Raw genomic sequence first — 24,726 nt, 5'->3', positions numbered from 1 at the left:
CGGCTACCGGCGCCGGCGGCCGGTGCGGCCGTGGGTCAGTGCCGCCCGCAGGAGCAGCCGCCGCCGGCGTGAGCGTCCTGAGTGGCGGGCGCGGCGGGTCGGGTTCCCGCTCCCGGTCGGGCCGACGTGAGACCGAGCTCGCGGCGGCCGCCGGAGACGTCCTGCGGAGCCGCGGCGCCCGTGTGCCGGTGGCCGTGGCCCCCGCAGACGCACTCGCCCCCGCAGCCGCAGCCGCCTGTGCTGGCGGTGCTGGCGGTGCTGGTCGGCGTCGTGCTGCTCGTGGCCGTGCCGGCCGTGCTCGTGTCGGTCATCGTGGTCCTTCCGTCCGTGGTGGCCCACCCGTCGGCGGCCACTGTGCTGTCACTCTATGCCGGGTCCAGGACGAGGACCGGCCGGGCTCCGTCGGCCCGGCGGGCGAGCAGGGCGACGACGTGGCCGTCCGGGGCGAGGGCGGCCGTGACCTGCTCGGTCGGCCGGGGCGGCGCGGCGGTCGGCCCGGGCGGGACGGTGGTCGGCGCGTCGGGGACGGTGGTCGACCCGTCGGGGACGGTGGTCGACCCGTCGGGGACGGTGCCAGCCTCGTCGGCGCCGGGCGAAGCGCCGGGGCCAGGACCGGACGGCGGTTCCGCGGCGGGCGAGCCGGTACGGAGGGACTGGCCCACCCGCACCGCCCGGGTCTCCGCCTCGGTCAGCTGGCGGACCGGGAAGCAGGCGCGGGCCGCCGTCGTAAGGTCCATGACGGCCAGGCCCCTGGGGGCGGGGCTGGCGGCGTCGGCGGCGACGGCGGCGGCCAGTTCGGGCAGGGTGCGCGCCCCGGCGAGCGTGAACGGGCCCACCCGGGTGCGCCGCAGCGCGGTCAGGTGCCCGCCGGTGCCCAGGGCCCGCCCGAGGTCCCGGGCCAGGGCCCGGACGTACGTCCCCGAGGAGCAGGCGACCCAGATGTCCAGGTCGACGACGGGGACGCCGTCGGCCACCGCCGGGCGGGGCGGCGCGGTGCGCTCGAGGCGGTGGACGGTGACCGGCCGGGCCGGCAGGACCACCTCCTCCCCCTGCCGCGCGCGGGCGTAGGCGCGGCGGCCGTCGACCTTGATGGCCGAGACCGCGCTGGGCACCTGCGCGATGGGCCCGCGGAGCGCGGCCAGGGCGCGCTCGAGGGCGCCGGTGTCCACCCGGCCGGCGCCGCCGAGGATCCGGTGGGCGCCGACGGCGGCCGTGACCTCGCCCGCGGCGTCGTCGGTGCTGGTGGCCTGACCCAGGCGGACGGTGGCCGTGTACTCCTTGTCCGCCCCCACCAGGTAGGTGAGCAGCCGGGTGGCCCGGCCGATCCCGAGCACGAGCACGCCGGTGGCCATCGGGTCCAGCGTGCCGGCGTGCCCGACCTTCTTCGTCGCGGCCAGGCGCCGGACGCGGGCGACCACGTCGTGGCTGCTCAGGCCGGCGGGCTTGTCGACGACGAGCAGGCCGTCCGCGGCGGTCGTCGCGCCCCGGGGGAGGTCCCCGTCCCGGGAGGGCCGGGGCGGGCGGGGCGCCGGGGCACTCACGCCTCGGCGGACCGGGGGGCGGGCGACGTGGCGGTGGGGTCGCCGTGGGCGGGGACGGCCTCCCCGAGGGGGGCCGGAGCGCCGTCGCCGGGCTCCGTGCCGACCCGGCCGCCGTCGGCGGGCCCCGTGCCGGCCGGGCCGCCGTCCGCGGGGGCGTCGGGGCCGCCGTCCGCGGCGTCCTCCTCCCGGTGACGGTAGGGGTCGGCGTCGCCGGCGTAGCTCGCCCGGGCGGCCTGCCGGGCGAGCTCGGCGTCCCGCTCCCGGGCCGCCCGCAGCGCCTCCTCGATGCTCGCGGCCGTCTCGGGGACGGCGTCGGGGACGAACTCCAGCGTCGGGGTCAGCCGGACCCCGGTCTGCCGGCCCACCTCGGAGCGGATCAGGCCCTTGGCGGAGGCCAGGGCCGCCGCCGTGCCCGCGCGGTCCTCCTCCGAGCCGAGGACGGTGTAGAAGACGGTGGCGTTCTGCAGGTCACCGGTCACCTTGACGTCGGTGACGGTCACGAAGCCCAGGCGCGGGTCCTTGACCCGGGTGTCGAGCATCTGGGCGACGATCTGCTGGATGCGCTCGGCGAGCCTGCGGGCGCGCGGGGCGTCGGCCATGGGGGTCTCCTCGTCTGGTGGGAACCGCGGCGGCCCCGCAGCGCCGGCAGGCGTGCGGGGCCGTCGCGGCCCGGCCCGGTCCAGGGTAGGACCGGACCCGTGGTCGGGTCAGGCGCGCGGCTTCTCGCGCATCTCGAACGTCTCGATGACGTCACCCTCCTGGATGTCGCGCGCGCCGAGCCCGATGCCGCACTCGAAGCCCTCGCGGACCTCCGTGACGTCATCCTTCTCCCGGCGCAGCGAGGCGATGGTGAGCCTGTCGCCCACCACGACGCCGTCGCGGATGACCCGCGCGGCGCTGCCGCGGCGGATAGTCCCCGAGCGGACGATCGACCCGGCGATGTTGCCGAACTTGGAGGACCGGAAGACCTGCCGGATCTCGGCGGAGCCGAGCTGGACCTCCTCGAACTCCGGCTTGAGCATGCCCCGGAGCGCGTCCTCGACGTCGTTGATGGCGTCGTAGATGACCGAGTAGAACTTCAGGTCCACGCCCTCGCGGTCGGCCAGCTCGGCGACCCGCTCGGCGGGCCGGACGTTGAAGCCGATGATCACCGCGTTGTCCACGGTGGCCAGGTTGACGTCGTTCTGCGTGATGGCACCCACCCCGCGGTGGATGATCCGCAGCTGGACCTGCTCACCCACGTCGATCTTGAGCAGGGCGTCCTCCAGCGCCTCCACGGCGCCGGACACGTCGCCCTTGAGGATGAGGTTGAGGGTCTCGACCTTCCCCTCCTCCAGGGCCTTGGTGAAGTCCTCCAGGCTGACGCGCTTGCGGCGCTTGGCCAGGGTGGCGGCCCGCTCGGCGGCTGCCCGCTTGTCGGCGATCTGCCGGGCGGTGCGGTCGTCGGGGGCGACCAGGAAGCTGTCCCCGGCGCGGGGCACCGACTGCAGCCCCAGGACCTGCACCGGCCGGGCCGGACCGGCCTCGGGGACCGTGCTGCCGTGCTCGTCGAACATGGCCCGGACCCGGCCGTGGGCGGTGCCGGCGACGATCGCGTCGCCGACCCGCAGCGTCCCGGACTGGACCAGCACGGTGGCCACGGCCCCGCGGCCACGGTCGAGGTTGGCCTCGATCGCGACGCCGCGGGCGTCCTTGTTGGGGTTGGCCCGCAGGTCCAGCGCCGCGTCGGCGGTGAGCAGGACGGCCTCGAGGAGGTCGTCGATCCCGGTCCGCTGCTTGGCCGAGACGTCGACGAACATGGTGTCGCCGCCGTACTCCTCGGCCACCAGGTTGTACTCGGTCAGCTGCTGGCGGATCTTGGCCGGGTTCGCGCCCTCGACGTCGACCTTGTTCACGGCGACGACGATCGGCACCCCGGCCGCCTGGGCGTGGTTGAGCGCCTCCACCGTCTGCGGCATGACGCCGTCGTCGGCGGCGACCACCAGGATCGCGATGTCGGTGACCTCCGCGCCCCGGGCGCGCATGGCCGTGAAGGCCTCGTGACCGGGGGTGTCGAGGAAGGTGATCGCCCGCTCGGTGCCGTCCAGGTCCGTGCGGACCTGGTAGGCGCCGATGTGCTGGGTGATGCCGCCCGCCTCGCTGGCCACCACGTCGGTGGACCGGATGGCGTCGAGGAGCCGGGTCTTGCCGTGGTCGACGTGACCCATGACGGTGACCACCGGCGGGCGGGGCAGGAGGTCCTCGTCGGACTCCCCCGCCTCCTCCGCCGCGAGGTCGATGTCGAAGCTCCCCAGGAGCTCGCGGTCCTCGTCCTCCGGGGACACGATCTCCACGACGTACCCGAGCTCGGCGCCGAGGGCCTTGAAGGTGTCCTCGTCCAGCGACTGCGTCGCGGTGGCCATCTCGCCCAGGTGGAACAGGACGGTCACCAGCGACGCCGGGTTGGCGTCGATGCGGTCCGCGAAGTCGGCCAGGGAGGCCCCGGCGCGGATCCGCACGACGGTGCTGCCGTCGCCGCGGGGGACCTGGACACCGCCGAGCGACGGCGCGGACTGCTGCTCGAACTCCTGGCGCTTGGCGCGCTTGGACTTCCGCCCGCGGACCGGCCGGCCACCGGCGCGCCCGAAGGCGCCCTGGGTGCCGCCCCGGCCGCCGCGGCCACCGCCGCCGGGACGGCCGCCGAAGCCGGGACCGCCGCCGGGGCCGCCACCGGGACGACCGCCGAACCCGCCGCCCCCGCCGGGGGCGCCGCCGGGACGGCCGCGACCGCCGCCGCGGGTGGGTGCACCGGGACGGCCGACGGAGGTGGTGCCCGGCATCATGCCGGGGTTCGGGCGCGGGCCGCCGGGACGGGGCGCCGCGGGGCGCGGGCCGCCGGGGCGCGGGGCACCGGGACGGGGACCGCCGGTCCCGCCGGGCCGGGGCATGCCCTGGGAGGTCGCGAACGGGTTGTTCCCCGGGCGCGGGCCGCCCGGGCGCGGACCGCCGGAGCCGCCGGACCGGGGCATGCCCTGGGACGGGGCGAACGGGTTGTTGCCCGGGCGCGGTGCGCCGGGGCGCGGGGCGGTGCCGCCGGGACGGGGGGCGCCTGGGCGCGGGGCCTCGGCGGCGGGCCGGTCGGCCTGGCGCGCGGCCGGGGCCTGGGGTGCCTGCGGGGCGGGTGCGGCCGGGGTGACCGGCGCCTGGGGGGCCGGGGCCTGCGGGGCCGGGGCCTGCGGGGTGGGGATACCGGTGGCCGGGGTGGCCGGCGGCGTCTGGGGCGCCGGCGCCGGCGGCGCGGCGGGAGCGGGGGCCTCGGCGGGGGCCACCGGGGCCGCGGCAGCGGCCTCGGCCGGCCGTGCCGGGGCAGGCTTGGGTGCGGCCGCTCGGGCGGCCTTCTTGGTCGGGGCCCCGTTGGGGGTCGCCCCGTCCGGACTGTCCCCGGCCGGCGTGGCCGGGAATGCTTCACGCAGCCGACGGATGACGGGGGCCTCGATCGTCGACGACGCCGACTTCACGAACTCTCCCTGCTCGCGCAGCTTCGCGAGCACCGTCTTGCTGTCGACGCCGAGCTCCTTCGCGAGCTCATGGACGCGGACCTTTGCCACAACTCTCCTGTCTCGGCCCGCCCCGGGACAGGGTGGACCGCTCTTAGTGCTGGCAGCTCATCGCTGGGTACTCATCGGGTGCCCATCGGCTTCGAACCCGCCTTCTTCGTCGGTGTCTGCCCGGGGACGCGTCGGGCGTCCGCCGGGTGGTGGGAGTCGAACCAGGCCATCACGGCGTCGGTGTCCACCGGGCCTGCTGCGCGCAGCGCCCGGCCGATCGCTCGGCGTCGGAGGGCGAGGTTCAGGCAGTCCGGGCTCGGGTGGAGCCAGGCGCCTCGACCCGGTGCCGACCGGCCTGGGTCGACCACCACGCGCTGCGTGGCGGCATCCAGGACGAGACGGACCAGCTCGGACCTCGGGGCCCGGCCGCGGCAGCCCGTGCAGGTCCGCACCGGCCCAGCGGGGGGCGTGGGTGTGTCGCTGCGTGGAGTCATGGACTGGCGGGCTTGGCCCACAGACAATTCTACCCCCGTCGGTCCGCGTCGTCGTCCTCCTGTGACGTGGATGACGCGGGGACCTGGTCTGCGGCGGCCAGGCGCTGGCCGCGCGGGGCGGCACCGGCCGCCGTCGGCACGGCCGACGTGCCCACCGCGGCGTCCTCGATGTCGGGGTGGATGTCGATGCGCCAGCCGGTCAGCCGGGCGGCCAGCCGGGCGTTCTGCCCCTCCTTGCCGATCGCGAGGGAGAGCTGGAAGTCCGGGACGACGACGCGCGCGGCCTTGGCGACCGGGTCGACGACCTCCACGCTGCTCACCCGGGCCGGGGAGAGGGCGTTGGCGACGAAGGTGGCCGGGTCGTCGGAGTGGTCGACGATGTCGATCTTCTCCCCGCCCAGCTCGGCCATGACCGCCCGGACCCGCTGGCCCATCGGGCCGATGCACGCGCCCTTGGCGTTCAGCCCGGGCACGGTGGCCCGCACCGCCATCTTGGTGCGGTGGCCGGCCTCGCGGGCCAGCGCGGTGATCTCAACCGACCCGTCGGCGACCTCGGGCACCTCCAGCGCGAAGAGCTTGCGGACGAGGTTGGGGTGGGTGCGCGAGAGGGTGACCGAGGGGCCCTTCGGGCCGCGGGCGACGTCCAGGACGTAGCAGCGCAGCCGGTCCCCGTGCACGTAGCGCTCGGTGGGCACCTGCTCGTGCGCGGGCAGCACCGCCTCGACGTCACCGATGTCGACCAGCACGGTGCGCGGGTCCCGGCCCTGCTGCACGACGCCGGAGACCAGCTCGCCGGTCTTGTCGCGCAGGGTGCCCATCACCTGCTCGTCCTCGGCGCTGCGCAGGCGCTGGACGATGACCGAGCGGGCGGTGGCGGTGGCGATGCGGCCGAAGCCGGAGGGGGTGTCGTCGAACTCGCCGACGGCGTTGCCCTCCTCGTCGAGCTCGGTGGCCAGCACCGTCACCCGGCCGGTGCGCCGGTCGAGCTCGACCCGGGCCTGCGGCATCGCGCCGGGTGTGCGCTGGTAGGCCAGCAGCAGCGCCTCCTCGATGGCCTCGACGAGGACGTCGAGGCTGATCCCGCGCTCGCTCTCGATGAGCCGCAGCGCTGTCATGTCGATGTCCATCGGTCCTCCTCAGGCCTGCTCGGGGCGCTGGAGCTCGACCTGGACCCGGCCGCCGGCGAGCTGGGCGTAGGGCAGCCGGTCCGCCGCGCCGTCGACGTCGAGGACGACGCCGCCGCTGGCGGTCTCGGTGCCGGCGCCGGCGGGGGCGTCAGCACCGGCGTCGGTCTGGGTCAGCCGGCCGGTGACGGTGCGCCCGTCGGTCGTGGTGAGGGTGACCAGCCGGCCGACGGCGCGGCGGTAGTGCCGCGGCTCGGTCAGCGGGCGGTCGGTGCCGGGGGTGGTCACCTCCAGGGTGTAGCTGCCGGCGACGGCGTCGACGTCGTCCAGCACCCGGGAGACCTCCCTGGAGACCTCGCTGAGCTGGTCCGAGCCCACGCCGCCGGGGCCGTCGGGCAGGTCCACGACGGCGCGGACGACGGTGCGGCGCCCGGCGCGGGCGACCGTGACGTCCTCGAGCAGGAGGCCCGCGGCGTCGACGACCGGGGCCAGGGCGGCGCGCAGCCGGCCCTGGGCCTCGTGGGGACGGGCGGGGCTCATCGGTGGGTCTCCTTGCGGGGTCGGGACAGCCTCCCACCCTACCCATCCGGGCCGGGGGTGGCGGCGGGGCGGCCCGGCGGCGGTCCCGGGCCGTGGCAGGATCGCACGGTGCGTGACCGACCGGCTCCGGCAGCCTCCCGTCGCCCGGGCGCCCGTCCCGGGTCCCGCCGCGCCGGTGCCCGTCCCCGGCGGGCAGCGGTCGCGGCCGTGCTGGTCGCCGCCACCGCCGGGTGCGGGGTGCGGCTGGACACCCCGCCGCCCGAGCCGCCCACCCCGGACGCCGCCGAGCAGGTGCGCCAGGAGGCGGCGCTAGCCGCGGCGACCCTGGCCGCCCCTCGCCGTTCTTCAGCGGCACGGGGTGCCGACGGCGCCGACGGGGCGACCGGCGCCGCCGACGAGGCCGGCGCGGCCGACGAGAACCCCGGCGCGGCCGGCGCCGACGACGCACCGGCTGCGGCCCTGCTCGAGATCGCCGACGACGCCCGGGCGCAGGAGGCCGCGCTCGGCGGGGTGTGGGTGGCCTGGCCGGACGGGGCGCCCGAGGGGGTGGCCACTCCCCCGGTGCGGACCGCCCCGCCGGTGGCCGACCCCATGCCGTCGGACGTGCTCACCCTCCTCCTCGACGGCGCCGAGACGGCCCGGGAGGCAGCGCTGAGCGTGGGCGGGGACGACGTCGCCGCCGTGCTGGCCGCCGTCGCCCTCGCCCGTCAGGACGACGCGGTGGACCTGGCGGCGGCGCTCGGCACGGAGGCCGGGGGCGTGCCGGCCGGGGAGCCGCTGACCGTGGAGGCGCTGCGGCGCCGCGGCGCCGACGGCCCCACCGTGCGGGTGCTGGACCAGGCCCGGTACGCGCTGGAGACGATGGCCGCCCGCACCGGCGGGGCGGATCGCGAGCGCGCCATCGCCCGGGTGGCGCAGCTGCAGGCCCTGGTCGACGCCGCGCTCGCCGCCGGCGCGCCCGACGACCGGCTGCCCGCCTACGCGCTCGACGCCCCGCCGGAGGGCACCGGCCTGGACCCGCTCGCGGCGGCGGCCGCGGGCGCCGAGCGGCGCCTGGTGGAGCACTGGGTGTTCAGCCTCACCCTGGTCGGCGCGGAGGAGCGCCCGGCGCTGGTCGCGGCCGCCGAGGACGCGGCGGCCCAGGTCCGGGCCTGGGGCGGGTCGCTCCCGGCGCTGCCCGGCGTGGCCTAGCTCATCCCGGCGGCAAGATCGGTGGCGAGGGAGCGTATGCGAGTCCTGATGGTGCCTGGCCTCGGCGGGTCTGATGACGGTCACTGGCAGAGCGTGCGGGAGCGCGAGCTGGGCTCTGCGGCCGGCCGCCTCCGGCCGCGCTCGTGGGACGCGCCCGAGCAGGCGGACTGGTTCGACGCGCTCGATCGCCAGGTGGGCGCGGACACGTTCGTGGTCGCGCACAGCCTCGGGTGCCTCGCGGTGAGTGCCTGGCTCGCCAACAGGGGCCGGGATGCGGCGGTGGGGGCTTTCCTTGTCGCGCCGCCGGACCGCAGCGGACCCGACTTCCCGCCCCAAGCCCGCTCGTTCCATCCTGCTCGCGCGGCGCTGCCGGTCCCGGTCACCGTGGTCGCACCATCCGACGCCCCGTTCGTTGGGCTCGAGGAGGCAAGAACCCTCGCTCAGCGGTGGGGTGCGGCGTTCGTCGAGGCGGGCGCGGTTGGGCACGTCAACGCCGCGAACGGCCTGGGCGCGTGGGACTCGGGGAGGGCCGAGCTGAACGCCTTCCTCGCATCGTTGCGGCTGGGACCCTCGGCGGGACCCGCGGTCCGCGTGGAGCGGGCTGACGTGTACGACGACGACGTACGCCGGCTCATCGAGGAGCACCTTCGGGACATGCACGCCACGTCACCCGCCGAGAGTGTTCACGCTCTGGCGCTGACCGAGCTGGCGCATCCCGGCATCACCCTCTGGGCCGCCCGCGACAAGGCGGACATGCTTCTCGGCATCGCCGCGCTCAAGCACCTCGCGGCAGGTGCAGGCGAGCTGAAGTCGATGCGCACCGTCACCACGGCGCGCAACACCGGTGTGGCCGCACGGCTCCTGCGCCACGCGGTCGGTGAGGCGATGGCACGCGGGTACGACCGCCTCCTGCTGGAGACGGGAACCCAGGACTACTTCGCCCCCGCCCGCCGCCTCTACGCGAGGACGGGATTTCACGAGGTCGGACCGTTCGCCGACTACACGCCTGACCCCAACAGCGTCTTCATGGAGCTCGGGCTAGAGCTGCACCGGCCGAGCCTGCCGTGAGCGGCGGCCGCGACGGTCGTCGTACCCAGGAGCGCGATCGAAGCGCCGACCAACAGCACCCGCCGGCGGTCGGCCTGGCCCGCGCCGGCGGCGTGGCGTGGCTCAGGCCGGCGCGCCCGCCGGCTCCCGGCCCAGGGCCTCGGCGACCAGGGCGCGCAGCCGGGTGACCGCCTGCGCCGGGGGGAGCTCCTCCCGCTCGCCGGTGCCGCGCCGGCGCACCTCGACCACCCCGTCGGCCAGCCCCCGCCCGACGACCACCGCCAGCGGGACGCCCAGCAGCTCGGCGTCGGCGAACTTCACCCCCGCGGAGACCTTGGGCCGGTCGTCGTAGAGGACCTCCAGCCCGGCCGCCTCGAGCTCGCCGGCCAGCCGCTCGGCGGTGGCGAAGACCTCCGGGTCCTTGCCGGTGGCCAGGACGTGGACGTGCGCGGGGGCGACCTGCACCGGCCAGACCAGGCCGCGCTCGTCGTGGTTGGCCTCGGCCAGGGCCGCGAGCGCGCGGGTGACCCCGAAGCCGTAGGAGCCCATGGTGACGACGACGGCCTTGCCGCCCGCGTCCAGGACCTTCAGGTCCAGCGCGCTCGCGTACTTGCGGCCGAGGGCGAAGATGTGGCCGAGCTCGATGCCGCGGGCGAGCTCCAGCGGGCCGGAGCCGTCCGGGGCCGGGTCGCCGGCGCGGACCTCGGCGGCCTCGATGGTGCCGTCGGCGGTGAAGTCCCGGCCCGCGACCAGGCCGAAGACGTGCTTGCCCTCCGCGTCGGCGCCGGTCACCCAGGCGGTGCCGGGCACAACGCGCGGGTCCAGCAGGTAGCGCACCGCCCCGCCGGTGAGCCGGCCGTCGTCGTCGTAGGTCCGGGCGGCGCCGTTCGGGCCGAGCACGGCGGGGCCGATGTACCCCTTGACCAGCTCGGGCCGGGCGGCCAGGTCGGCCTCGGTGGCGGGCTCGACCTCGGCCGGCTCGACGGCGGCCTGGAGCCGCTTGAGGTCCACCTCCCGGTCCCCGGGGAGGCCGACGACGACGATCTCCCGGGCGCCGTCGGGGTGGGTGAGCGCGAGCACGACGTTCTTCAGGGTGTCCGCGGCGGTCCACGGCCGGTCCGGCCGGGGGTGGAGCCGGTTGGCCTGGGCGACGAGGGTCTCGATCGTCGTCGAGCCGGGGGTGTCGAGCACCTCGGCCGGGGGCAGGCCGGCGGCGTCGACGGCCTCGGGCACCGGGGTGGCGACGGCCTCGACGTTGGCGGCGTACCCGCCCGGGGAGCGGACGAAGGTGTCCTCCCCGACCGGGGTGGGGTGCAGGAACTCCTCGCTCATGGACCCGCCCATGGCCCCGCTCATCGCCCTGACGATGACGTACTCCAGCCCGAGCCGCTCGAAGATGCGCTGGTAGGCCTGCCGCTGCAGGCCGTAGGAGCGCTCCAGGCCGGCGTCGTCGACGTCGAAGGAGTAGGCGTCCTTCATGATGAACTCCCGGCCGCGCAGCAGCCCGGCCCGGGGGCGGGCCTCGTCCCGGTACTTGGTCTGGACCTGGTACAGGGCGAGCGGGAGGTCCTTGTAGGAGGAGTACAGGTCCTTGACCAGCAGGGTGAACATCTCCTCGTGGGTCGGGGCGAGGAGGTACTCGGCGTCCTTGCGGTCCCGCAGCCGGAAGATGTTGGGCCCGTACTCCGTCCACCGTCCGGTGGCCTCGTAGGGCTCCTTGGGCAGCAGCGCGGGGAAGTGGACCTCCTGCGCGCCGATGGCGTCCATCTCCTCGCGGACGATCCGCTCGACCTTGGCCAGCACCTTCAGCCCGAGCGGCAGCCAGGTGTAGATCCCCGGGGCGGCGCGGCGGATGTACCCGGCGCGGACCAGGAGCCGGTGGGAGGCGACCTCGGCCTCGGCGGGGTCCTCCCGGAGGGTCCGCACGAACAGGGACGACATCTTCAGCAGCACGGCGATCAGCCTAGTGGCCGCCCCGCCGGTACCCCCGCCCCGGTGGGTGCGCCGGTGCCGGGAGGTGCGCCAGGATGGACCCGTGCCCGAGATGCCGGAGGTCGAGGGGCTCGCCCAGTTCCTGCGCGAGCGGGCCGTGGGGCGTGCCGTCAGCGCCGTGGAGGTCGGCGCGGTCAGCGCGCTGAAGACCTTCTCCCCCGCGCCCACCGCGCTGGCCGGGCGGCGGGTGACGGACGTGGCCCGGCACGGCAAGTGGCTCGACCTGGTGACCGGGCCCGGGCAGCCAGCCGGCGGGGCGGCGGCCGGCGACGAGCCTGGGCCGGCCGGCGACGAGCCTGGGCCGCCCGGCGACGACGAGCCCGAGCCGGCAGAGCTGCACCTGCTCGTCCACCTGGCCAAGGCCGGCTGGCTGCGGTGGTACGACGCCGTCCCCGCCACCGCCCTGCGGCCCGGCCGCTCCCCGATCGCCCTGCGGGTCCGGCTGGACGACGGCGCCGGCTTCGACCTCACCGAGGCCGGGACGCGCAAGCGCCTCGCCGTCCACGTGGTGGCCCGGCCGGCGGACGTTCCGGCGGTGGCGACGCTCGGCGTCGAGCCGGCCGACCTGACCCTGGAGCGGCTGCGGGCGCTGCTGGCGGCCCGGAACCAGCAGGTCAAGGGGCTGCTGCGGGACCAGTCGGTGATCGCCGGCATCGGCAACGCCTACTCCGACGAGATCCTGCACGCCGCCCGGATGAGCCCGTTCGCCCTCACCCGCACCTTCGATGACGACGCCTCGGCGCGGCTGCACACGGCCATCGGCGAGGTGCTCCGGGCCGCCGTGGCGGCGGCGGCCGGCCGCCCGGCCGCGGATCTCAAGGACGCCAAGCGGCGCGGCATGCGCGTGCACGGGCGCACCGGGCAGCCGTGCCCGGTGTGCGGGGACACGGTGCGGGAGGTGTCCTTCGCCGACTCGGCCCTGCAGTACTGCCCGACCTGCCAGACCGAGGGGAAGGTCCTGGCCGACCGGCGGATGTCCAGGCTGCTGCGCTGAGCCGCCGCTCGCGGCGTGCGCCCGCTCAGCGCAGGTCGCGCCACATCAGCACGCGCGGGAAGCCGTTCAGCACGGACTGGGTGTCGGCCGCCTTGGTGAACCCGGCCCGCTCGAACAGCCGCCGGGTCCCGACGTAGGCCATCGTCAGGTCGACCTTCTGGCCCTGGTTGTCGACCGGGTACCCCTCGACGGCGAGCGCACCGTTCGCCCGGGCGAAGGCGACGGCGCCGTCGAGCAGGTGGTGCGAGATCCCCGTGCTGCGGTGCCCGGGCCGTACCCGGATGCACCACACCGACCACGGCTCGACGTCCCCGACCCGGGGGATCCTGCGGTTCCGGGCGAAGCTCGTGCCGGCGCGCGGGTGCACCGCCGCCCAGCCGACGACCTCCTCGCCGTCGTAGGCGAGCACGCCGGGCGGCGGGTCCTGCGCCACCAGCTCCCGGACGCGCTCGGCCCGCGCGGGCCCGCTCAGCTCGCGGTTCTCCTTCGCCGGCAGGCGGTAGCTCAGGCACCAGCAGACGTTCGCGTCCGGCCGCTTGGGCCCGACCATCGTGCGCACGTCCGCGAACACCGTCGCCGGACGCACCTCGATCACCATGCGGCCACCCTGGCACGGCCGGCCCGCACCGGCGACGGCGGCCGGGCTTGTTCCGTGCCGGCGACGGCGGCCGGGGCTCGTTCCGTGCCGGCGAGGCGGCCGGGCTTGCTCCGTGCCGGCGACGGCGGCCCGGCCCGGGCGGCGTCGAGCGGCCACCGGCCCGGCCCGGCGTCAGAACAGCACGGTGGCGTAGCTGCCGACCTCGCGGAACCCCACCCGGCGGTACGCCGCGAGCGCGGGGGTGTTGTAGCGGTTGACGTAGAGGGAGACCGTGGGGGCGAGCCGGCGCCGGACGTCGGCGACCACGGCCGCCATGCCGGCCGCGCCGAGCCCGGCCCCACGCCGCTCGGGATGCACCCACACGCCCTGCACCTGGGCCACGCCGACGGCGAGCGCGCCGACGTCGGCCTTGAAGACCACCTCGGGGGTGCCGTCCGCGGCGGTCTCCACCCGCAGGTAGGTGCGCCCGGCGGCGAGGAGCTCGGCCACCCGCGCCGCGTACGCCCCGCCGGTCACCGTCGGGTCGTAGCCCACCTCCTCGGTGAACATGGCCACCGAGGCCGGCAGCACGTGCGGCAGGTCCGCGGGGGCGCCGAGCCGGACCTCGGGGTCGGCGGGCACCGCCGGGTCGCCGTCGAGGACCATCGAGGGCTGGTCGGCGCGGACCTCCCGGGGCCGGCTCCAGGTGGCGGCGAGCAGGTCCCACAGCTCCAGCACCTGGTCGGCGGGGCCGACGATGGAGGAGCACCGGCGGCTGCGCCGGAGCAGGTGCTCGGCCAGCACGTCCGCCGCGGCCCCGCGCACCCCGACGGGCACGAGATTGGACCCGGCCCAGCACAGCGCGTCGAGCCGGTCGCCGTCGACCACCCCGAGCAGGGCCGTGCCGGGCGGGGCGGGCTGGCCGAGGGCCTCGACCTGGACGGCGGCGAGCACCGCGCCGACCGGGTCACGCCGGCACAGCTCCAGGGCGGCCGCCCGGTCCGCGCCGCCGAGGCTGCGCACCGCCGGGTCCTGCCGGCGCCACAGCGCCACGCTCGCTCAGCCGACCGTGACGACCGGTGAGGCACCGGCCCGGGCGGCGTCGCCGTCGGGAAGGCCCATCTCCCCGGCCAGCCGGTTGGCCTCGGCGATCAGCGTCTCGACGATCTGCTCCTCCGGGACGGTCTTGATCACCTCGCCGCGGACGAAGATCTGGCCCTTGCCGTTGCCGGACGCCACCCCGAGGTCCGCCTCGCGGGCCTCCCCCGGGCCGTTGACGACGCAGCCCATGACCGCCACCCGGAGCGGGACGGTGAGGCCCTCCAGGCCGGCGGTGACGGAGTCGGCCAGCTCGTAGACGTCCACCTGGGCCCGCCCGCAGGAGGGGCAGGAGACGATCTCGAGCTTGCGCGGGCGCAAGTTCAGCGACTCCAGGATCTGGTTGCCGACCTTGACCTCCTCCACCGGCGGGGCGGAGAGGGAGACCCGGATGGTGTCCCCGATGCCCTGGGACAGCAGCGCCCCGAAGGCGGTCGCGGACTTGACGGTGCCCTGGAAGGCGGGGCCGGCCTCGGTCACGCCCAGGTGCAGCGGCCAGTCCCCGCGGGCGGCGAGCTGCTGGTAGGCCTGCACCATCACCACTGGGTCGTGGTGCTTGACGGAAATCTTGAAGTCGTGGAAGTCGTGCTCCTCGAACAGCGAGGCCTCCCACACCGCGGACTCCACCAGCGCCTCGGCGGTGGCCTTGCCGTGCTTCTGCAGCAGCCGCGGGTCCAGCGACCCGGCGTTGACGCCGATCCGCAGCGAGACCCCGGCGTCGGAGGCCGCGCGGGCGATCTCCTTGACCTTGTCGTCGAACTTGCGGATGTTGCCCGGGTTGACCCGGACGCCGCCGCAGCCCGCCTCGATGGCGGCGAAGACGTACTTGGGCTGGAAGTGGATGTCCGCGATCACCGGGATCTGGGACTTCTTGGCGATGATCGGCAGCGCCTCGGCGTCCTTGTCCGTGGGGCAGGCGACCCGGACGATGTCGCAGCCGGCGGCGGTGAGCTCGGCGATCTGCTGGAGGGTGGCGTTGATGTCGTGCGTCTTCGTGGTGGTCATGGACTGCACGGAGACCGGCGCGTCCCCCCCGACCTCGACCGGGCCGACCCGGATCTTGCGGGTCTGGCGCCGGGGAGCCAGCACGGGCGGCGGCTCCTTGACGGTCGGCATGCCGAGGTTGATGGGTGCGCTCACCCGCCCAGTATCGCACCCGGCCCCGGCCGGGACCCGGCGGTCGGGGGTGAGGGGCGCCATGGCCGGCGACGGCGGTGGGTCACCTGACGCCGCCGGCGCGGACGACGGCGGGGGCCGGCGACGGCGGCCGCGTACCGGTCAGCCGAGGGTCACCGGCCGGACGATGTCGGCGTAGGCGAGCAGCACGCTCATGCCCAGCATGACGGCGACGACGGCGTAGGTCACCGGCAGCATCCGGGCGGTGTCCACCGGGCCGGGGTCGGACCGGTCCCGCACCCGGGCGACCGCCCGCCGACCACCCTCCCACAGCGCCCCGGCGACGTGCCCGCCGTCCAGCGGCAGCAGCGGGATGAGGTTGAAGACGAACAGGGCCATGTTCAGCGAGACGAGCAGGGAGAGCATGTCGGCGCTCCGCTCGGCCAGCCCGTACCCCTCGCCCTCGACCGAGGCGATCTCCCCGGCGAACCGGCCGACGCCGACCAGCCCGACGACGGAGGGGTCGCGCTCTTCGGCGCCGAACGCGGCCTGGGCGATGTCGACGAGCCGCTGCGGCAGCGTGAGCAGCACCTCGACGGTGCCGGTGAAGGTGTCCCAGACCAGCCCGGGCACCGCGCTCAGCGGCTGGCGGACCAGGGCGAAGGTCGGCCCGATCCCGACGAAGGGCCGCTGCTCGGTGCGGACCTCCCCGTCCTCCCCCCGGACCGGCTGGCCGTCGTCGCCGAGGACGGGCCGCTCGGCCAGCGCCGGGGTGACGGTGAGCGTCAGGCGCTGCCCGTCCCGCTCCACGGTGACCTCGGTGGGGGCGGCGGGCCCGGCGGCGATCGCGGCCGAGATGTCCGCCCAGCTGTCCACCGGCGTCCCGCCCCAGGCCAGCACCTGGTCGCCCGGGCGCAGGCCGGCGGCCGCGCCGGGGGCGGCCGGGTCGGCGGGGGTGCACTCCGCGGTGCCGGCAGCGGTGCCGGCGTCGTCGGCGTCGGCGGCGGTCGTCTGGGCGGGCAGGCACTCCTGGACGGCGCCGAGCGTCGTGGTGTTCTGCCCCACGCCGAGCCCGGTCGCGATGACGGCAAGCAGCACCGCCGAGATGAGCAGGTTCATCGTCGGGCCGCCGAGCATGACGACCAGCTTGCGGGGCACGCTCAGCCGGTAGAAGGTGCGGTGCTCCTGGCCCGGCGGGACCTCCTCGAGGGCGGCCGCGCGCGCCTCCTGCACCAGGGTGGGCCGGCCGTCCGGGCGGGTCCGCTCGGCCCGGCGCGCCGGGGGGTACATCCCGACCATCCGGACGTAGCCGCCCAGCGGCAGCGCCTTGATGCCGTACTCGGTCCCCCGCACGGTCCTGGACCACAGCGTCTTGCCGAAGCCGACCATGTACTGCGGCACGAGCACCCCGAAGCGCTTGGCGGGGACGAGGTGGCCGATCTCGTGCAGCGCGATCGAGACGACGAGGCCCACGAGGAGGATGAGCACCCCGACGACGAACTCCACGCGGCTCCTCCCTTCCTGGGCTGGGTCTGGCTCCGGCCGCTGCCGGGCGGGGCGGCAACCGGCGACACGGTCACGGCCCGGGCGGGGCCCCGGGGAGACGCCCCTGACGGGGCGGCCCGTGCCGCGTCCATCATGCCTCTCCGCGGGGACAACGCGGCGCCCGCGCCGCCGGTTCCTGGCCGACGGCGGCAGCTCGGCTCAGTGGCCGGGGCCGCGGTGCGGCCACCGTGGAGCCCGGACGTGGGGGCTAGCGATCGAGACTGGTGAGGAGGTCAGGTTCCGGGTCTCGACGACTCGAACCGCATCTCGGGGTCGCGGTCATGCGCCTTCCGTCGTCGTGGTCCTGGCTCGGAAGGGGTCGGCAGCGCGGGCCCCACCTCGCTGCGCGGCCGTTCCCGCCACGACGACGAGGGTGATGCCGATCAGCTGCACGATCGTGGGGGTCTGGGCGAGCACGAGCAGGCCGATGAGGATGCCGAAGGCTGGCTCGATGGACAGCAGCGTGCCGAACGCGGTGTGGGTCATCCGGCGCAGGGCGAGCATCTCGAGCCCGAACGCGATCACCGGCGTGAGCAGCGCGATCCCCGCTGCCGCGGGCAGGACCCACCAGGTGAAGCTCCCGGTGATGACTTGCGGGAGGCCGACCGGCAGCGTGGCGAGGGCGGCGACCGGGATCGTGAGCGAGAGCCCGCTGATGCCGGAGAACCGGTCACCGACGTGCTGGGTGAGGAGGTTGTACAGGCCCCAGCAGCATCCGGCGGCGAGGGCGAACCCGACACCGGCGAGGTCGATCTCCCCGTGCCAGGGCTCGGTCAGCAGCACGACGCCGACGAAGGCCAGCACCGGCCACACGCGCGCCCCTCGGCGCTTGCTCATCAGGCCCGCCACCGTGAGCGGGCCGAGAAACTCGATCGCGACGGCCGTGCCGAGCGGGATGCGTTCGACCGCGGTGAGGAAGAACGTCGCCATGAACCCGGTGACCACGCCGAGCGCGAGCAGCGCCGGGACGTCCCGCCGGCGGACGGAACGGACCGCCGGGCGGGCGATCACCCAGAGGAAGACCACCCCGAAGCTCATCCGCAGCCAAGCCGTCCCTGCCGCCCCGACCTGGTCGATCACGCTCACCGACAGCGCGTTGGCGAGCTGCACGGCGAGCATCGCCGCAACCGCCATCGACCACGGCGGGACCTCGGTCGTGCGCCGGCCGATCACGGTGCGCCGACCAGACGCCGTGAGACGCGCAGACGCCGTGCGACGCGCGCCTCGGCGCTGAGGCCGGAAAGCGCATCGGCGAGCGAGTCCGCTGCCACGGTCACCGCGTCGTCAGCCATCGGCGCGAGGGCGTCGAGGATGGAGAGAAACCGGCAGGACCCACGAGGCGGGCGGCCAGGAGCGCCATGGGTGACGAGGTCTCCGACATCGGTGCTGCTCCTCAGCCGCGGCGGGCGATGAGCTCCTCGGCGCGGGCCCGCGCCCACTCCTCGGCGCCGAGGACGTCCGCCAGCGCGAGCGCGCCGCCGGGGCCCGCGGGCGGCGGGCTGTACGCGGCGAGGACCTCCTGGACGACGTCGGTGATGCCGAGGTAGGTCAGCCGGCCCTGGAGGAACGCCGCGACGCACTGCTCGTTCGCCGCGTTGAGCACCGCCGGGTGGCTGGGCGAGGCGGTGGCGGCCGACCGGGCGAGCCCGACCGCCGGGAAGGTGGCGTCGTCGAGCGGCTCGAACGTCCAGGCGGTGGCCTGGTCCCAGGCGCACGGCGCCGCCACCCCGACGGCGCGGTCCGGCCAGGTCAGCCCGAGCGCGATGGGCAGGTGCATGTCCGGCGGGGAGGCCTGGGCGACGGTGGACCCGTCGTGGAACTCCACCATGGAGTGCACCACCGACTGCGGGTGGACCACGACGGTGATGTCGGGGACGGGGACGTCGAAGAGCAGGTGCGCCTCGATGAGCTCCAGGCCCTTGTTGACCAGGGTCGCGGAGTTCACGGTCACCACCGGACCCATGGTCCAGGTCGGGTGGGCGAGGGCCTGGGCGGGGGTGACCCGGGCGAGCCGGTCGCGGGTGGCGCCGCGGAACGGCCCGCCGGAGGCGGTCAGCACCAGCCGGCGGACCTCGGTGCGGCCGGTGACGACGTCGGCGGTCATCCCCTTCTCGTGCCGGCCGGCGCGCAGCGCCTGGGCGAGCGCGGAGTGCTCGGAGTCCACCGGGACCACCTGGCCGGGCCGCTGCTGGGCGGCCTTGACAAGGGCCCCGCCGACCACCAGGGACTCCTTGTTGGCCAGGGCGAGGGTCGCCCCGGAACGCAGCGCCGCCAGGGTGGGCGCCAGCCCGACCGAGCCGGTGATGCCGTTGAGGACAACGGCGCGGCGCCCGTCCCCGCCGGCCGCCGGGCCCGCCGCCGGCCCGAGCGAGCCGGCGACCTCGGTCACCGCGTCCGGGCCGGTGCGGATCTCCGGCTCGGGCCCGTCGGCGCGGCCGGTGCGGGCCCGCTCGTCGGCGAGCAGCTCGCGCAGCCGGCCGGGCACCGCCGGGTCGGCGCTCGCCACGGCCAGCACGGGGACGTCGTGGGCGAGCGCCTGCTCGGCGAGCAGGGCCAGGTTCCCCCCGCCGGCGGCCAGCGCCCGCACCCGGAAGGTCCCCGGCGGCGCCGCGGCGACGACGTCGAGGGCCTGGGTGCCGATCGAGCCGGTGGAACCGAGCAGGACCAGGTCGGTGGGACGCACCGTCACTCCACCGCCAGCAGCACCTCGACGGCCCGGTCGAGGTAGGCGTCCACGGTGCCCTCGTGGTAGGCGCGGGACGCGCGGGCGGAGGGGAACGTCGCCGTCCGCAGCTCGGTGGAGGTCAGCGCCCCGCCGTCGTCGAAGTAGGCGATCAGCCGGTCCAGCAGCGCGTCGACGGCGGCCCGCTCGTAGCCCCGGCCCGACGGCGGCGGGGCGAAGCGCTGCCCGGCGGGGCGCAGCAGGCGGGGGTAGAGGGTGGTGGCCCGGTCGGCGACCCGGTCCATCCAGGCCTGCTCGCCGCGCGCGGCGACGAACGCGCTGCGCCGGCGCTGGACGAACGCGGCCTCCAGCCGGTCCAGCGCGCCGTCCACCGCGGCGGTCGCGTACCCGTCGCGCACCAGGTCGAACGCGGCGCCGCGCACGTCGTCCGCGTCCAGCCGGTCGTCCCCCGCCGGCCGGGCGTCGCCGCCCGCCGGCCGGCCGTCGTCGCCACCGGTCGGCCGGCCGTCGTCGCCACCGGTCGGCCGGGCGTCGTCGCCGGCACCGGCGTCCTCGTCGCCGGCCGCGGCCCGGCCGGCCGGGCTGGCCCCGGCCCGGGCACCGTCGCCGACCGCGCTGGCCCCGGCCCCGCCGGCCCCGGTCTCGCCGTCGCCCACCCGGCTGTCGCCGGCCTCATACGCCGCGCGGGCCCGGGCGAAGAACTCCTCGACCTGCTCCCGGTCGTACCCGAGCCGGGCCCGGCCGGCCGTCGGGAACATCGTGGTCATCGGCGCTCCTGCCCCGGGGCCACCAGGACCTCCGCCGCCAGCTGCCCGCACGCGCCGTCGATGTCGCTGCCCCGGGTGTCCCGCACCGTGGTCGGGATCCCGGCGCGCCGCAGGGTGGCGACGAACTCCGCCGCGACCGCCGGCTCGCTCGCCGTCCAGATCGACCCGGGGGTCGGGTTGAGCGGGATGGGGTTGACGTGCACCCAGCCGCGGCCGCGGGCGAGGAGCTCGTCGGCGAGCAGCTGGGCGCGCCAGGCGTGGTCGTTCATGTCCTTGATCAGGGCGTACTCGATGCTCACCCGGCGCCCCGTGGCGGTGAAGTACCGGTGCGCGGCGTCGAGGAGCTCCCCGACCTTCCAGCGGGAGTTAATCGGGATCAGCTCGTCCCGCAGGGCGTCGTCGGGGGCGTGCAGGGACACCGCCAGGGTGACCGGCAGGCCCTCGGCGGCGAGCCGGTCGATCGCGGGGACCAGCCCGACGGTGGAGACGGTGACGTTGCGGGCGGAGAGCCCCAGCCCGGCCGGGGCGGGGGCGACGATGGCCCGGACGGCGCCGAGGACGGCCCGGTAGTTGGCCAGCGGCTCGCCCATGCCCATGAACACGACGTTGCGTAGCCGGGTCGGGCCGCCGGCCAGGTCCCCGTCCCGGCAGGCCCGCGCGGCCAGGCGGACCTGCTCGACGATCTCGGCGGTGGACAGGTTGCGGGTCAGGCCCTGCTGGCCGGTGGCGCAGAACGGGCAGGCCATCCCGCAGCCGGCCTGGGAGGACACGCACAGGGTGGTCCGCCCGGGGTAGCGCATGAGCACCGACTCCACCATCGCGGCGTCGTGCAGCCGCCACAGCGACTTCACCGTGGTGCCGCCGTCGGCGGTGAGGTCCCGGACCCGGGTGACCAGGTCCGGCAGCAGCGCGCCGGCGAGGGCGGCCCGGTCCGCGGCCGGCAGGTCGGTCATCCGGTCCGGGTCCCGGGTGAGGTGGCCGAAGTAGTGCCGGGCGAGCTGGTCGGCCCGGAAGGCCGGCAGCCCGAGCTCGGCGACGGCGCCGGCCCGCTCGGCGGGGGTGAGGTCGGCCAGGTGCCGGGGCGGCTTCCCGCGCCGGCGGGCGGTGAAGGACAGCGTGGGCCGCGGGCCCGGGCCGGCCTCGTGGGCGGGCCGGACCTGGACCGGCGCGGTGGTGTGCTCCATGACGCCCGTCATCCTCTCAGAAGGTCAGCCCGCCGGTCGCCGCCCCGAGGATGACGTAGCACACCGGCGCGGACGCCAGCATCGAGTCCAGCCGGTCCATGATCCCCCCGTGCCCGGGCAGCAGCGACCCCATGTCCTTCAGCCCCAGGTCCCGCTTGAGCAGCGACTCGGCCAGGTCCCCGGTGGTCGCGGCGGCGACGGCGGCCACCCCCAGCCCGGCGCCGACCCACCACGGCAGCGCCAGGGCCGCCGTCGTCAGGACCACGCCGACGGCGGCGGCCAGCAGCACCGACCCGGCCAGCCCCTCCCAGGACTTCTTCGGGCTGATCGACGGCGCCATCGGCGTCCGGCCGAGGAGGACCCCGGCGGCGTACCCGCCGGTGTCGTTAGCGATGGCGACCAGCAGGAAGGTGGCCACCAGCCACGCCCCGTCCTCCATCCGCAGCAGCAGCACCGCGAACCCGGCCAGGTAGGGCACGTAGGCGGCGGCGAAGATCCCGGCCGCGGCGTCCCGGACGGCGGCCAGCCCCCCGCCGTCGAGCACCCGCCAGAGGAACACCCCGCCGGCGGTGAGGACGAAGGCCATCAGCATGGCCGGGGCGCCGCCGACCCAGGCGGCGACCGCGATGCCCACCGCGCCCACCCACAGCGGGGGCAGCGGCACGGCGATGCCGCGCTGGGCGACGGCGCGGGCCAGCTCCCACAGCGCCCCGCCGGTGGCCAGCACGACGAGGGCGACGAAGGCCTCGCGGCGGACGAACAGGGTGGCCGCGACCAGGGCGAGCAGGACCAGGCCGACGCCGACCGCGGCGGGCAGGTTGCGCCCGGCCCGGCCCGGCGGCGGGACCGGGTCCCGCGGGGTGGGCGGGGCCGGCTCGACGAGCGCCGAGCGGGCACGACGGCGGGCCTCGCGCAGGCGCTGGACGGCGCCGGGGAGGGGCTCGGGCGGGTCGGGCGGCGCGGTCACGCTCAGACCTCGAGCAGCTCGGTCTCCTTGGCGTCGAGGATCTTCTCGACGACGTCCACGTGTCGGCGGGTCAGCGCCTCGAGCTCCTTCTCGGCGCGGTCCACCTCGTCCTGGCCGGCGTCGCCGTCCCGGGCGATGCGGTCGAGCTCCTCCTTGGCGCGGCGGCGCACTGCGCGGATGGCGATGCGGGCCTCCTCGCCGCGGGCCTTGGCGAGCCGGACGTAGTCCCGGCGCCGCTCCTGGGTCAGGGCCGGCAGGACGACGCGGATGACGTGGCCGTCGTCGGTGGGGTTGACGCCGAGGTCGGACTCGCGCAGCGCCTTGACGATGGCCTGGGTGGAGGAGCGGTCGTAGGGGGTGACCAGGACGGTGCGGGCCTCGGGGATGGTGATCCCGGCGAGCTGCTGGAGCGGGGTGGGGGCGCCGTAGTAGTCGACGAGGATGGGGTTGAACATGCCGGCGTTGGCCCGGCCGGTGCGGATGTGGCCCATCTCCTCCCGGGCCACCTCCACGGCCCGGTCCATCTTCTCCTCGGCCTCGAGCAGGGCGTCGTCGATCACGGCGTCACTCCTTGGTTCTGGTGGGCGGTCACGAGCGTCCCGATCCTCTCACCCCGCAGCGCGCGGGCCACGTTGCCCGGGGCGGCCATGCCGAAGACGCGCATGGTCAGGCCGTTCTCCTGGCACAGGCTGAACGCGGCGGCGTCGACCACCCGCAGGCCCTTGCTGATCGCCTCGGCGTAGGTGAGGTGGTCCAGCCGGGTGGCGGTGGGGTCCAGCCGCGGGTCGGCGGTGTAGACGCCGTCGACGCCGTTCTTCCCGACCAGCAGCTCGGTGCAGTGGGTCTCCAGGGCCCGCTGGGCGGCGACGGTGTCGGTGGAGAAGAACGGCATCCCGGCGCCGGCGCCGAACACGACGACGCGGCCCTTCTCCAGGTGCCGGATGGCGCGCAGCGGGATGTACGGCTCGGCGACCTGGCCCATGGTGATGGCGGTCTGCACCCGGGTGCGCACCCCGGCCTGCTCGAGGAAGTCCTGCAGGGCCAGGGCGTTCATGACCGTGCCGAGCATGCCCATGTAGTCCGCCCGGGAGCGGTCGATGCCGCGCTGGGAGAGCTCGGCGCCGCGGAAGAAGTTCCCCCCGCCGACGACGACGGCGACCTCCACGCCGGTGGTCACGGCCTCGGCGATCTCCCGGGCCACGGCGGCGACGACGTCGGCGTCCAGCCCTACCTTGCCGCCGCCGAAGACCTCCCCGGAGAGCTTCAGGAGCACCCGGCGCCGGCGGTCGGGGTTGCGCTGGTCGGTCATCTCACTCCTGCGGGCTCGGGCGGTGGCGGGGCGGGGGCGGGGGCTGGCCGGCGCGGCTCCGGCCGGGCGGCCGGGTCTCCGGCGGGTGCGCGGCCGACGGGCGCCGGCGGGTGCGCGGCCGACGGGCGGCGGCGCGCCGGTGGCCCCGGCCCGAGCGGGCCGGGGCCACCGGACGGCGGGGTCAGGCCCCGACGCGGAACCGGGCGAAGCCGGTGACCGTGCCGCCCGCCTCGCGGACGACCTGGCCGACGGTCTTCTTCGGGTCCTTGGCGAACGCCTGGTCCAGCAGGCAGTTCTCCTTGAAGAAGCCGTTCAGCCGGCCCTCGATGATCTTGGGCAGCGCGCCCTCCGGCTTGCCCTCGTTGCGGGCGGTGTCCTCGGCGATGCGGCGCTCGTCGGCGACCGTCTCGGCGGGCACCTCCTCCCGGGAGAGGTAGGTCGGGGAGTAGGCCGCGACGTGCAGGGCCACGTCGTGGGCCACGTCCGCGCCGGCCGCGTCGGTGGCGACCAGCACCCCGACCGCCGGGGGCAGGTCCTTGGCGGTGCGGTGCAGGTAGCTGGCCACCTTCTGCCCGGAGACCCGGGCGAGGCGGCGGACCTGAATCTTCTCGCCCAGGGTCGCGGCGACGTCGTCGACGACGGACTGCACGCCGACGCCGTCGGAGTCGGCGGCGAGCAGCGCGTCGACGTCCCGCGCGCCGGAGGCGACGGCGGCGGCGAGGACCCGGTCGGCGAAGGAGATGAAGGTCTGGTTCTTCGCGACGAAGTCCGTCTCGGAGTTGACCTCGACCATCACCCCGGTCTCGCCCTCCCCGTCCGGGGTGGGCACGACGTCGATCGCGACGAGGCCCTCGGCGGCGGCGCGGCCCTCGCGCTTGGCGACGCCCTTGAGGCCCTTGACGCGGATGATCTCCTGCGCCCGGTCCTGGTCGCCGTCGGCCTCCTCGAGGGCCCGCTTCACGTCGAGCATGCCCGCGCCGGTCCTCTCGCGCAGGGTCCTGATGTCAGCGGCGGTGTAGTTCGCCATCGA

General features: G+C 76.3%; 21 protein-coding genes and 2 pseudogenes. 3 read left to right on the top strand and 20 right to left on the bottom strand.

Going from position 1 to position 24,726, the window contains the following annotated elements:
• Positions 1 to 365 precede the first annotated feature (365 nt).
• From truB to rimP, 6 genes and pseudogenes are all read right to left on the bottom strand, one after another.
• Positions 366 to 1,541: a tRNA pseudouridine(55) synthase TruB gene (gene truB, locus MF406_RS06765; RefSeq protein WP_371744622.1), complete on the bottom strand. Its 1,176-nt coding sequence runs from the start codon at positions 1,539 to 1,541 to the stop codon at positions 366 to 368.
• A gap of 167 nt (positions 1,542 to 1,708) precedes the next feature.
• A pseudogene (rbfA, locus tag MF406_RS06760) lies at positions 1,709 to 2,140 on the bottom strand (30S ribosome-binding factor RbfA); the annotation flags it as partial.
• Positions 2,141 to 2,248: 108 nt separating this feature from the next.
• Positions 2,249 to 5,128 (bottom strand): translation initiation factor IF-2, encoded by a 2,880-nt coding sequence (gene infB / locus MF406_RS06755; RefSeq protein ID WP_242897185.1) that lies wholly within the window; start codon positions 5,126 to 5,128, stop codon positions 2,249 to 2,251.
• Between the two features lie 248 nt (positions 5,129 to 5,376).
• A pseudogene (locus tag MF406_RS06750) lies at positions 5,377 to 5,562 on the bottom strand (YlxR family protein); the annotation flags it as partial.
• Between the two features lie 29 nt (positions 5,563 to 5,591).
• Entirely contained in the window at positions 5,592 to 6,689 is a 1,098-nt protein-coding gene (nusA, locus tag MF406_RS06745; RefSeq protein ID WP_242897184.1) for a transcription termination factor NusA, read from the bottom strand.
• A gap of 9 nt (positions 6,690 to 6,698) precedes the next feature.
• Positions 6,699 to 7,226 (bottom strand): ribosome maturation factor RimP, encoded by a 528-nt coding sequence (gene rimP / locus MF406_RS06740; RefSeq protein ID WP_242897183.1) that lies wholly within the window; start codon positions 7,224 to 7,226, stop codon positions 6,699 to 6,701.
• 207 nt (positions 7,227 to 7,433) lie between these two features.
• Between rimP and MF406_RS06735 the strand changes: the two genes are divergently transcribed.
• A complete protein-coding gene (locus tag MF406_RS06735) occupies positions 7,434 to 8,417 on the top strand; it encodes a hypothetical protein (RefSeq protein ID WP_242897182.1) in 984 nt (327 codons plus the stop codon).
• Between the two features lie 48 nt (positions 8,418 to 8,465).
• Positions 8,466 to 9,485 (top strand): GNAT family N-acetyltransferase, encoded by a 1,020-nt coding sequence (locus MF406_RS19065; protein WP_371744621.1) that lies wholly within the window; start codon positions 8,466 to 8,468, stop codon positions 9,483 to 9,485.
• Between the two features lie 102 nt (positions 9,486 to 9,587).
• On the opposite strand, the gene MF406_RS06720 is transcribed toward MF406_RS19065, so the two are convergent.
• Positions 9,588 to 11,417 (bottom strand): proline--tRNA ligase, encoded by a 1,830-nt coding sequence (locus MF406_RS06720; protein WP_242897181.1) that lies wholly within the window; start codon positions 11,415 to 11,417, stop codon positions 9,588 to 9,590.
• Positions 11,418 to 11,499: 82 nt separating this feature from the next.
• Here MF406_RS06720 and MF406_RS06715 point away from each other — a divergent pair, with 82 nt between their 5' ends.
• Positions 11,500 to 12,450, top strand: a complete 951-nt coding sequence (locus MF406_RS06715) for a DNA-formamidopyrimidine glycosylase family protein (protein ID WP_242897180.1) — start codon at positions 11,500 to 11,502, stop codon at positions 12,448 to 12,450.
• A 25-nt stretch (positions 12,451 to 12,475) separates the two neighbouring features.
• On the opposite strand, the gene MF406_RS06710 is transcribed toward MF406_RS06715, so the two are convergent.
• The 13 genes from MF406_RS06710 to tsf form a co-directional block, all read right to left on the bottom strand.
• Entirely contained in the window at positions 12,476 to 13,048 is a 573-nt protein-coding gene (locus MF406_RS06710) for a GNAT family N-acetyltransferase (protein ID WP_242897179.1), read from the bottom strand.
• Between the two features lie 171 nt (positions 13,049 to 13,219).
• Positions 13,220 to 14,080 (bottom strand): DUF4081 domain-containing GNAT family N-acetyltransferase, encoded by an 861-nt coding sequence (locus tag MF406_RS06705; protein ID WP_242897178.1) that lies wholly within the window; start codon positions 14,078 to 14,080, stop codon positions 13,220 to 13,222.
• 6 nt (positions 14,081 to 14,086) lie between these two features.
• Positions 14,087 to 15,241 carry a flavodoxin-dependent (E)-4-hydroxy-3-methylbut-2-enyl-diphosphate synthase gene (ispG, locus tag MF406_RS06700; protein ID WP_242897711.1) on the bottom strand — a complete coding sequence of 385 codons (1,155 nt, stop codon included), beginning with the start codon at positions 15,239 to 15,241 and terminating at the stop codon, positions 14,087 to 14,089.
• Between the two features lie 162 nt (positions 15,242 to 15,403).
• Entirely contained in the window at positions 15,404 to 16,747 is a 1,344-nt protein-coding gene (locus tag MF406_RS06695) for an RIP metalloprotease (RefSeq protein ID WP_242897177.1), read from the bottom strand.
• A 318-nt stretch (positions 16,748 to 17,065) separates the two neighbouring features.
• Positions 17,066 to 17,905: a DMT family transporter gene (locus MF406_RS06690; RefSeq protein WP_242897176.1), complete on the bottom strand. Its 840-nt coding sequence runs from the start codon at positions 17,903 to 17,905 to the stop codon at positions 17,066 to 17,068.
• Positions 17,906 to 17,955: 50 nt separating this feature from the next.
• On the bottom strand, positions 17,956 to 18,078 hold the full coding sequence (locus tag MF406_RS18705) for a hypothetical protein (protein ID WP_256463941.1): 123 nt from the start codon (positions 18,076 to 18,078) through the stop codon (positions 17,956 to 17,958).
• Between the two features lie 101 nt (positions 18,079 to 18,179).
• Positions 18,180 to 19,469, bottom strand: coding sequence for a 1-deoxy-D-xylulose-5-phosphate reductoisomerase (gene dxr, locus MF406_RS06685; protein ID WP_242897175.1), 1,290 nt, complete (start codon positions 19,467 to 19,469; stop codon positions 18,180 to 18,182).
• A 2-nt stretch (positions 19,470 to 19,471) separates the two neighbouring features.
• Entirely contained in the window at positions 19,472 to 20,236 is a 765-nt protein-coding gene (locus MF406_RS06680; protein ID WP_242897174.1) for a DivIVA domain-containing protein, read from the bottom strand.
• Entirely contained in the window at positions 20,233 to 21,420 is a 1,188-nt protein-coding gene (gene rlmN, locus MF406_RS06675) for a 23S rRNA (adenine(2503)-C(2))-methyltransferase RlmN (protein ID WP_242897173.1), read from the bottom strand. Before rlmN ends, MF406_RS06680 begins: the two co-directional genes overlap by 4 nt.
• Positions 21,421 to 21,436: 16 nt before the next feature.
• Positions 21,437 to 22,387, bottom strand: a complete 951-nt coding sequence (locus MF406_RS06670) for a phosphatidate cytidylyltransferase (protein WP_242897172.1) — start codon at positions 22,385 to 22,387, stop codon at positions 21,437 to 21,439.
• A gap of 2 nt (positions 22,388 to 22,389) precedes the next feature.
• Entirely contained in the window at positions 22,390 to 22,947 is a 558-nt protein-coding gene (gene frr, locus MF406_RS06665) for a ribosome recycling factor (protein WP_242897171.1), read from the bottom strand.
• On the bottom strand, positions 22,944 to 23,696 hold the full coding sequence (pyrH, locus tag MF406_RS06660; protein WP_242897170.1) for a UMP kinase: 753 nt from the start codon (positions 23,694 to 23,696) through the stop codon (positions 22,944 to 22,946). Before pyrH ends, frr begins: the two co-directional genes overlap by 4 nt.
• Positions 23,697 to 23,877: 181 nt before the next feature.
• On the bottom strand, positions 23,878 to 24,723 hold the full coding sequence (gene tsf, locus MF406_RS06655; RefSeq protein WP_242897169.1) for a translation elongation factor Ts: 846 nt from the start codon (positions 24,721 to 24,723) through the stop codon (positions 23,878 to 23,880).
• Between the last annotated feature and the right edge of the window lie 3 nt (positions 24,724 to 24,726).

Origin of the sequence: Georgenia sp. TF02-10, from assembly GCF_022759505.1 — a bacterium.
Classification (GTDB): domain Bacteria; phylum Actinomycetota; class Actinomycetes; order Actinomycetales; family Actinomycetaceae; genus TF02-10.
The sequence above is the reverse complement of the archived record's forward strand: the minus strand, read 5'-3'. Positions and strand labels throughout refer to the sequence as shown.

What these genes read in the sequence shown, in the direction of transcription:
- nusA (WP_242897184.1), bottom strand. Translation starts at nt 6,689, where the DNA reads ATGGACATCGACATGACAGCGCTGCGGCTCATCGAGAGCGAGCGCGGG.
- rimP (WP_242897183.1), bottom strand. Translation starts at nt 7,226, where the DNA reads ATGAGCCCCGCCCGTCCCCACGAGGCCCAGGGCCGGCTGCGCGCCGCC.
- MF406_RS19065 (WP_371744621.1), top strand. Translation starts at nt 8,466, where the DNA reads ATGGTGCCTGGCCTCGGCGGGTCTGATGACGGTCACTGGCAGAGCGTG.
- MF406_RS06710 (WP_242897179.1), bottom strand. Translation starts at nt 13,048, where the DNA reads ATGGTGATCGAGGTGCGTCCGGCGACGGTGTTCGCGGACGTGCGCACG.
- ispG (WP_242897711.1), bottom strand. Translation starts at nt 15,241, where the DNA reads ATGCCGACCGTCAAGGAGCCGCCGCCCGTGCTGGCTCCCCGGCGCCAG.
- MF406_RS06690 (WP_242897176.1), bottom strand. Translation starts at nt 17,905, where the DNA reads ATGCTCGCCGTGCAGCTCGCCAACGCGCTGTCGGTGAGCGTGATCGAC.
- MF406_RS18705 (WP_256463941.1), bottom strand. Translation starts at nt 18,078, where the DNA reads ATGGCTGACGACGCGGTGACCGTGGCAGCGGACTCGCTCGCCGATGCG.
- MF406_RS06680 (WP_242897174.1), bottom strand. Translation starts at nt 20,236, where the DNA reads ATGACCACGATGTTCCCGACGGCCGGCCGGGCCCGGCTCGGGTACGAC.
- rlmN (WP_242897173.1), bottom strand. Translation starts at nt 21,420, where the DNA reads ATGGAGCACACCACCGCGCCGGTCCAGGTCCGGCCCGCCCACGAGGCC.
- pyrH (WP_242897170.1), bottom strand. Translation starts at nt 23,696, where the DNA reads ATGACCGACCAGCGCAACCCCGACCGCCGGCGCCGGGTGCTCCTGAAG.
- tsf (WP_242897169.1), bottom strand. Translation starts at nt 24,723, where the DNA reads ATGGCGAACTACACCGCCGCTGACATCAGGACCCTGCGCGAGAGGACC.